Source organism: Paucilactobacillus vaccinostercus DSM 20634, from assembly GCF_001436295.1.
Classification (GTDB): Bacteria; Bacillota; Bacilli; order Lactobacillales; family Lactobacillaceae; genus Paucilactobacillus; species Paucilactobacillus vaccinostercus.
This window is the reverse complement of the sequence record NZ_AYYY01000063.1, coordinates 1-7,438: the sequence shown is the minus strand read 5'-3', so window position 1 is coordinate 7,438 and position 7,438 is coordinate 1. Positions and strand designations below refer to the sequence as shown.

5 protein-coding genes are annotated in these 7,438 nt (G+C 38.6%); 2 read left to right on the top strand and 3 right to left on the bottom strand.

Annotated elements, in window-relative coordinates; translation table 11 throughout:
* A partial coding sequence (locus FC26_RS10510) for a mucin-binding protein (protein WP_202813372.1) occupies positions 1-2,267 on the bottom strand: 2,267 nt, incomplete at its 3' end.
* 173 nt (positions 2,268-2,440) lie between these two features.
* Between FC26_RS10510 and FC26_RS10505 the strand changes: the two genes are divergently transcribed.
* On the top strand, positions 2,441-3,043 hold the full coding sequence (locus FC26_RS10505; RefSeq protein ID WP_057780395.1) for a recombinase family protein: 603 nt from the start codon (positions 2,441-2,443) through the stop codon (positions 3,041-3,043).
* A gap of 465 nt (positions 3,044-3,508) precedes the next feature.
* On the opposite strand, the gene FC26_RS10500 is transcribed toward FC26_RS10505, so the two are convergent.
* Positions 3,509-4,663: a hypothetical protein gene (locus tag FC26_RS10500; RefSeq protein ID WP_057780393.1), complete on the bottom strand. Its 1,155-nt coding sequence runs from the start codon at positions 4,661-4,663 to the stop codon at positions 3,509-3,511.
* 631 nt (positions 4,664-5,294) lie between these two features.
* On the opposite strand from FC26_RS10500, the gene FC26_RS12805 reads away from it, so the two are divergent.
* Entirely contained in the window at positions 5,295-5,456 is a 162-nt protein-coding gene (locus tag FC26_RS12805; RefSeq protein WP_157061198.1) for a hypothetical protein, read from the top strand.
* Between the two features lie 332 nt (positions 5,457-5,788).
* Here the strand turns inward: FC26_RS12805 and FC26_RS10495 are convergent, their stop codons facing one another.
* The gene (locus FC26_RS10495; RefSeq protein WP_057780391.1) at positions 5,789-7,237 is read right to left on the bottom strand and encodes a hypothetical protein; all 1,449 of its coding nucleotides are present in this window, start codon (positions 7,235-7,237) and stop codon (positions 5,789-5,791) included.
* Positions 7,238-7,438: the final 201 nt, after the last annotated feature.

Below are 7,438 nucleotides of genomic sequence, written 5' to 3'. Positions count from 1 at the left end.
TGATCAACCGCTCCGTCACTGACACCTTCTACATTAATCGTGTCGAGCTTCTTACCATTTTGATCAACGATTTCAACCGTTGCACGTTGCTTGTTTGGTGTGTAGGAAACTACCATCTTTGTGCTCTTTGGTGTTTCAGTTGTCGGCTTCAATAAATCTTGATTAATTGTCGTTTGTGTAGTTTGATATCCGGAAAAGCTAGGAGAAACAATAGCTGGATAAAATCCTTGTGGTGTATATACAGTCTCACCACTTACTTTATTTGTTTCAAATTTATACGTTACCTGCTGAACAGTATCGGCTTGCAATTTCGATCCATTTATTTTCTCGTAACTAATCGTACGATCAACCGTTACTTCACCGTGAACGAGTGCCGGAGTGTAGTTAATCGTCACAGTCTGATTAGTTGGTGCAGTAGTAGATGGTGCTAACGCTTCCTGATCAACTTTAGATTGACTAGCCGTATAATTTTCAACATTAGGAACAATATATTCATAAAATGCTTCTTGCGGCGTATACACAATTTCTCCCGTTACTTCATTCTTCACGGTTTTGTACGTGACTTCTTGAACTTCAGGATTTGGTAATACCGCGCTGCTATCTGAACTAGTAAAATTTATTGTTCTAGTAACAGTTACTTCACCATAATCTAACTTTGGCGTATACATGTAGTACACAACCCTATGCATTTCATCGTAAGTACCAGATGTCATACCATAAACTCCAAGTAACCGATATCCCTGACTCTCAAGCGAGGATTGTTGCTCATCATTCACCACACTTGTATCATAGTTTCCAGATGGAATAACACCGTTCGCTGGATCAAAATCTCCCAAAGACTTAGTCAACAGTACTTTACCAGTGGAATCGTCTCCAAATACCACTTTTACAGGTTGGTTTGGAATATATGATGCCGAACTACCCAAATAAGTTTCTGCAGAAGCACTAAATCCAGTAGCTTCGACTAGAGTATAATTCTGATATTGCGCTGGAGTCGTACTGGTAGAATTGCTAATTTTAATTGCCGTTGATGGCAACGAAGTACCGTTAAAACTTACTGACGGATTATTATCACCACTCCCATTAGAATTAGAATCACTAACTGGTTGGTTAATAACGCCAGTTAAATATAATGCCCCTTTGTTAATATCTGATGTTGTCTTTTTGTAGAAGACCTTTACAATTAGCGCTTGCCCGTCCGTATCATCAATTGACTTAAATGTGCCCTTCAAAGTTGATTGATCCGTTTTACTCGAATCATAGGTATACCCCCATAGTTCGGGAATATTATAGCTAACATCATAACTAGATAGTCCACTGGCTCGCATACCTGGTTTGCTTACATCATATATATTCTGGTAAATAATATCCGATTCATCATCTTCATTGACATATTGGACGATCAACGGTGCTAGTTGCTCATAATATGCAATAATCGTTTTCGTTTCACCAATAGGAACAAAAGTAAAATCTGTAGTATCATTACCTACGAATTTATAACCCGCAATTGAGGCTTGTGCATATTTTGTATTAACTTTCATTTTAGTGACACTTGCTGCACTGATCGTTGTCTTAGCAATATAACTACCATTGACGACTGTACCCGCATCAGCTGTTAATGAGGACTGACTCTGATTAAATGTAATTAATTCTCCAGTATCCTTATTAACATAATTAACAGTCACTGTTCCAGTAGTCTCCGCCACTGGCGTAGTAGCTGCTACTGCATTTATTTGTTGTGGTTGCCCAGTTTGTTGATAACGTTCACTTGCCGCACTTTGTGCTACAGTAATTTCATCACTAGAAGGATTACTTAAGTTTGTTACCTGTACATTGTTTGAATTACTTGTAGCCTGAATTGTTCCCGTTGATGAATCTTGTGCTGTTTTGCTCACAGCGCTGCCAACTGATGATGCGCTACTTTCAGTTTGAATTGACTGACTAACAGTTGCGCCTTGATCTTCGTGTGCACTATTGTCAACATTGCTACTGCTACTGGAAGTATTCAAAACAACCGCTGAACTTGCATTTAACGCACTAGAATTTACCGAGCTTGTAGCTTCCGATGTTCCCTGTTCAACATTGCTTAAATTGGTACTGGCGTTAACTTCTTGCTGACCACCAATAACTGTCAATCCCAATACAGCAGTTGAAAGTCCCGCAGCAAGCCACTTCTTGCCGGCCTTATACATCTTTACGTGGCGCTTCATATCTATCGAAGATCCATTCAACTGTTTGCCATTTATACCTCTATTTTTCCCAGTCATACAATTATACCTCCTAAAAGTAAGTGCTAGTCTATGTTCGTAGTTTTTACTTAATCAGTTAAATTGGGTAACGTACCATAAAAAAACAAGGCGTCCCTTCTGAAATCCTTAACACTATTAAAATGCTTATGGGTACACCCAAAAACACTATTTTTAATTCGGAGGTATTATCTATGAAGTACGGTTATGCCCGGGTTAGTTCGAATACACAGAACTTAGCCAGACAGATCAAATTATTGAAAGAAAATGGCATAAAAATTATTTTTAAAGAAAAAGCTTCGGGTGCTGATATTAATCGTCCGATCTTAAAAAAGGCAATTCAAAAGTTAACTAAAGGAGACGAACTAGTCGTAATCAGTTTGGAAAGACTAGGCAGAGATCAAGATCACTTGACTAAAGTTATGTTTGATATTCATTTAAAAGGTGCCAAACTGCACATTTTAGACATTCCAAGCTTTGAAGAAGTTCAAAATCAAAACGTCCAAAAGCTACTGAAAACTTTAATGATTGAACTAAAAAAATTTACCGCAGCCGACGAACTTGAAAGAATTACTGAAAGACGTCGCCAAGGAATCGAACTAGCAAAAAAACGTGGCATTTATAAAGGTCGCGCCATAAAATATGGTCCAAACTCAAAAGATGAGGATGCAAAATCAACCTATTACACAATTGTAAAAATGATCAAGGCTAACTATAAAATAGTTGAAATCACTAGAAAAACTGGTGTTAGCAATAGCGTGGTTTATCGGATAATTAACGAACTTCGTTCAAATTAATTTATCCATTTGAACAAATATTGACTATATATTGATATAAAAGAGAAAAAAACATGTTTTTTTTATGAATGAAGATGTTTACATCTTTAAAATTAATGGTACACTCTAATCAAGTATTAAGTATCATATGTTAATAGTTGCACGTATACTTATCAGTTGAACATTGTATCTATGAACGTTACTAATCGTGTTTTTGGGTGTACCCATAAACACGATTTTATTTTCCCAAATTTCCCCTAATATCAAGGTATCATGATCTATCACAAGTGTAGAGAAATATGTACTCGGCAATACAAAAAACGCATATCACAATGGTTTCTGCATTTCAACATATGCAATCTTTGTGGTATGCGTTTATAATATTTCCAATTCTAGATTTTAATCCTAACTGGTTCATTGCATGAATGAATGCTTATAAGGTTCGCCGATGATTAATACTATTCAGCTACCACATTAAATAATCAATTATTCGATAGCTGAATCTGTTAAAGCGCCAAACTTTTCAATAAATTCATGATAAAGGGTTTCGTCTAATTCCGCCACATGCGTAACCCCCATATCAAGAAACATTGGATCTGTTTCGTTAGGACCCGTGACAAGCGGCCAATAGCGATCTACGAAATCTGGTAATGTCGGATCAGTAATATGGGTTGTGACGTAGTAATCGATCCGGTGGGCCACTTCGTCCATAGTCTTAGATTCACGGAGACCGTCGTCAATCGTTACCTTAAGGGACTGGGCCGCCGCGTTGCGATCTTCATCCGACACACCATCATATGAAATTTCCCACAGGAGCCAAGCGATGCCGTCCCAAAAATCACCATCTGAATCAACTTGCACCTGCATCCCCAAAATCTCGGAATACGGCACAAAGTCTACTGCGAACACTGAATCATCACTATACTCGTTTTCTTGGAACGGGTCATAAATGACGGGATCCCAGTGATCGTCCCATCCGTCATCATCTACCTCTTTACGGTATCGGGCCCACAGATACTTGCGATCATCTTGAATTTCCGCGTCTGGCAATAGACGACTCATCTCATGAATTTGGGCATAAAACATCTCTATGGCTTTTTCATAGGACCAGTCATTGTAAAGGTCGCTAACGGTCGTAGCCATTTTATTCAGAAATTCAGGATATTCAGCAACTTTTAACAGATCATGCCAGTCGTAACGTTTGGGAATCTCGGCAATAATCGTGACTGTCTCCTGTGTAATTGCATATTTTTGACTGTAATTCGCCTCATCTGTTGATAATGGTGACCATACGACTTCGTACTGTTCGGTATGATCCATAAATTTTAATGATAGTTCGTCGATATCGGCTTTAGTCTGTAGCTGTTTCGTTAGAATTGTGACAATTTCATCGTTACAATCTTCCAAATTGATTGAAAGAATGAGTCCTTTAAGCCGGTTTTCGGACTCCGGATCAGCTTTAATTTCTAATTCTTGGACACAGCGGCTTGGAATTAGAATATCAGCTTGGTCCTTGAAATGTAATTTTGCCTCCTGTAACTGTGTGACATCTACTGGTGTGCTTACCGTCTTGAGTCGTGTAACTTTGTCTGTCATTTCAGCATTTGTCAGTCGCTGGTCTGGTGTTGGTTGTGAGTTCATTTGGCTACCCCGCTTTTCAAGTTCCAACCATTACATAATGGTTAGGCTCCGTAGTAGAGCTTTACAGAGTACTACTTTTATAAATTCTTTACAAGGGTTAACGTTGAAGTCAGTTATTCTTCTATGTATAAACACATCTTTCTAGATAGAATCTACGCCATAATAAAGTAACCTAGCATATATTTCGAGACATGATAGGACCAGGTACTCACATACCACAGCTATATCGTTTGAAGTTGGCGATATTACAATGACGACTACTAAAAAGTTTTATTGGAATCGTTGTTTGTGTACTCGCTGCCTTCCACACGATCGTAGCACGCTGGCAGGAGTTCCCATCTGGAAATAACACTATCGAATATTAACTTCTTTATTGATAACAAGGCTGTAATACCGTATTGTTAAAGGGTACCAAGGAGGGAGGTGAGCCTCCCATGAAAAGGATAATAAAAAAGCCTAAAGAATTTAAGATTGACCTACAAATCAATATCTTAATCTTCAGACTTCATATATACCTAGCATGGTAACTCACTAGAGGGCGAATTAGGCCTCGCCCTCTTTGGTACTTTTATTATAACATTAGGCCATAAAAGGCTCAACTTAAAGACTTATTTTAAGGAGGCTATGCAAGATGCTACCAATAGTAAAACGCTGGAAAAAGGGAAACCACCATGGGTATATGGTAATTCGCAAACCCACTGCAAAGGAAAAACACGAGGATAAACTAGTCCTTGAAGGTATCGTTATCGGTGCTGTGGTGACTTCTATTATTTGGCTCTTAGTCACAAAGTAAGATAACCATTTGAATTTATTGCAATAATACCCACGTTCATCTTGTAATCAGGTTACTTTGATGGATAATATAACTGTGATGTTAACCCCATCACACGTCTCTTGCGTTGCCTGGCACCTCCGCGAGGCAACGCTAGCCATGCTACCCGTTATCGCATGGCTTTTTTTGTACTTTCAAATCAACTAGTCCTGCTGATAAATAGCTGCTTAGTAGCTATTCCATAGTACACTTATATTTATCTGCATGTTTAATATTACCCACTAAAAGCCACTTCGCTTATGAAGTGGCCTTTTTGCTATCGTTGGATGAATTCTAGTTTTGCATGTGAATTCTTAGCTAGCTTTCCACTGCTTCTTTATTTTCTGAATAATCACTCGAATTGAGCCGGCGTTACCATTGACACATCGCGCAATTTCTTTCACCGTTAAGCCTTGCAAGTACATTTTCCAAATTTCATCATAATCATACTTATGTTGTCGCATCGGCTTCTGAGTTGCTACTTTTTCAATAGTTTCAACGGATGTATCCAATGTGATCTGGCCTACTTGCACGTTACCAATCGGTGCTGGCGCGCTAATGGTCATATCTGGTCGTTGGATGAAGTCTTTGAATTTCAACAACGTTTCATGAATCGTGGCAACATCCCATTGGGCAACATGCTGGTGTGGGTTATGCACTCCGAGTACAATAGACACTTTCTGGAGTGCCGATGGTTGGCTATCATCCAGTCCCTGTGACTTTTTCCAATCGACAATATAGCGCTCTAGATCAAAAACCTCGTGACGTCTGTTTAAAATTTCAATTTCATCAGGTGTTAACTGTTCACGATAATACTTAGCAGCCGCTTGCAAATGCTTTAGATCATTACTTTGGTCATAAAAAACTAAGCACAGATTTTGGGCTAAAACTTCGTTGATAAACTTTTTAATTACCGACAATTCATTAGCCTGGTCCTGAAATGTTTTGAAGGTTTCATTGGTTTCTTTCAGACTGTTCAGAATCGTGGCGTCCATATACCGATCATCATAAACATAATCATTCAGAAAGACGGATCCTTGTTCATCACCGTGGTAACTGATGGCCGCAATTTGCTTAATGCCAGTGCCCAATTCATTCTTTTTATGGCTTTTACGTGTGGCAAACTCACAATCTACGGCAATGTATTCGCTTGGGATACTTTCTGTCCGTTCATCAATATGTTCCAAAATTCCAACTCCTTCAATCAATTGTTGTTCCTTCTGCACTTTTTCTAACGTGGGATACTGTCGATCAAGTTCTGTTCGTAAATATCGATGTCCAATTTTCTTAGCTGCAAATAGAAATTTGTTGCCTCCAGGGTTATAGACGGATAGACCATTCACAGTAACCTTAATCCGGTCAACTTTCCCAATGTCACGAAATTCAGGTGCTGGAAGTAACCTCGTTTTATTAATTTGAAACGGTGTATACCCCGCCACCAATAAGAATTGCATCGAATCATGTTCGACTTGAAATCCCACATTGCGGTAGTCGGCCTGTGGCTGGAAACAGTCCATATCACCCATACTAGCGAACCGATTAATAACCTCGTCAAATTCGATATGCCGTGATCTACCAGTTATGAAATTCACAGCGTAGTGATTCCCGTCCTTCGCTATTCCACTCACACTACCATCATACTTGTCTGAAAATCCTAAAATACCGTTTGTATCGTTGATCAGAAGCACACGCCATCCCAGAAAAAATAATAGCCGTTCATCCTCAATTTGGGCTTCGATGCCTTTAATGTTTGTTATATTCATCGATCCTGTACCTGCTCTCATTCTTAATTTAAATTCGATACAGCAGATATTACCGGCTCTGAGAGAGGTTTGCAACTTAAGAAAACAAAGTTTTTTCGGCTTAAAATAAACATATATGTTTATTTAATTTAAACAGTATTTACATTTGTCAATAGCGGCGATAAAATGTCGTTTTATGGCGGTTTAAAATTGTAGGTTTTT